At 50.7% G+C, this 1,457-nt stretch carries 1 rRNA gene; it reads right to left on the bottom strand.

Annotated elements, in window-relative coordinates:
- Positions 1-120: 120 nt before the first annotated feature.
- Positions 121-1,457: ribosomal RNA gene (locus ACQ4V8_RS21815) — 23S ribosomal RNA — on the bottom strand; the annotation flags it as partial.

Below are 1,457 nucleotides of genomic sequence, written 5' to 3'. Positions count from 1 at the left end.
CTTGTTCTCGGTAGAGCAACAAGGCCTGAATCTGGAAGAAGCAAAGATTTTTGGGTAATGAATGGTATCAACAAACTCACAACGTTGTACCGTCTTATCCTCTGTACCTGCTAAGGTTATAGGGACAAGCCGTACGGGCAATTAGTACTGGTTAGCTTAATGCATTACTGCACTTCCACACCCAGCCTATCAACGTCCTGGTCTCGAACGACCCTTCAAAGAGCTCAAGGCTCTGGGAAATCTCATCTCAAGGCAAGTTTCCCGCTTAGATGCTTTCAGCGGTTATCTCTTCCGAACTTAGCTACCCGGCAATGCCACTGGCGTGACAACCGGTACACCAGAGGTTCGTCCACTCCGGTCCTCTCGTACTAGGAGCAGCCCCCTTCAAATTTCCAACGCCCACGGCAGATAGGGACCAAACTGTCTCACGACGTTTTAAACCCAGCTCACGTACCACTTTAAATGGCGAACAGCCATACCCTTGGGACCGGCTACAGCCCCAGGATGTGATGAGCCGACATCGAGGTGCCAAACTCCCCCGTCGATATGAACTCTTGGGAGGAATCAGCCTGTTATCCCCAGAGTACCTTTTATCCGTTGAGCGATGGCCCTTCCATACAGAACCACCGGATCACTATGTCCTACTTTCGTACCTGCTCGACTTGTCAGTCTCGCAGTTAAGCACGCTTATGCCATTGCACTATCAACACGATGTCCGACCGTATCTAGCGTACCTTCGAACTCCTCCGTTACACTTTAGGAGGAGACCGCCCCAGTCAAACTGCCTACCATGCACTGTCCCCGATCCGGATAACGGACCAAGGTTAGAACCTCAAACAAACCAGGGTGGTATTTCAAGGTTGGCTCCACGAGAACTAGCGTCCCCGCTTCAAAGCCTCCCACCTATCCTACACAGATTGGTTCAAAGTCCAATGCAAAGCTACAGTAAAGGTTCATGGGGTCTTTCCGTCTAGCCGCGGGTAGATTGCATCATCACAAACATTTCAACTTCGCTGAGTCTCGGGAGGAGACAGTGTGGCCATCGTTACGCCATTCGTGCAGGTCGGAACTTACCCGACAAGGAATTTCGCTACCTTAGGACCGTTATAGTTACGGCCGCCGTTTACTGGGACTTCAATCAAGAGCTTGCACCCCATCATTTAATCTTCCAGCACCGGGCAGGCGTCACACCCTATACGTCCACTTTCGTGTTTGCAGAGTGCTGTGTTTTTATTAAACAGTCGCAGCCACCAGTTTATTGCAACCCTTTCACCCTCATGGAGTAAACCAATCAAGCTACCGGGGCGTACCTTTTCCCGAAGTTACGGTACCAATTTGCCGAGTTCCTTCTCCCGAGTTCTCTCAAGCGCCTTAGAATACTCATCTCGCCCACCTGTGTCGGTTTGCGGTACGGTCTCGTATGACTGAAGCTTAGAGGCTTTTCTTGGAACCACTTC

The organism is Janthinobacterium paucivorans (assembly GCF_051380805.1).
Classification (GTDB): domain Bacteria; phylum Pseudomonadota; class Gammaproteobacteria; order Burkholderiales; family Burkholderiaceae_D; genus Janthinobacterium; species Janthinobacterium lividum_D.
Note: the sequence above shows the minus strand (reverse complement) of the source record. Positions and strands in the feature narration are given on the sequence as shown.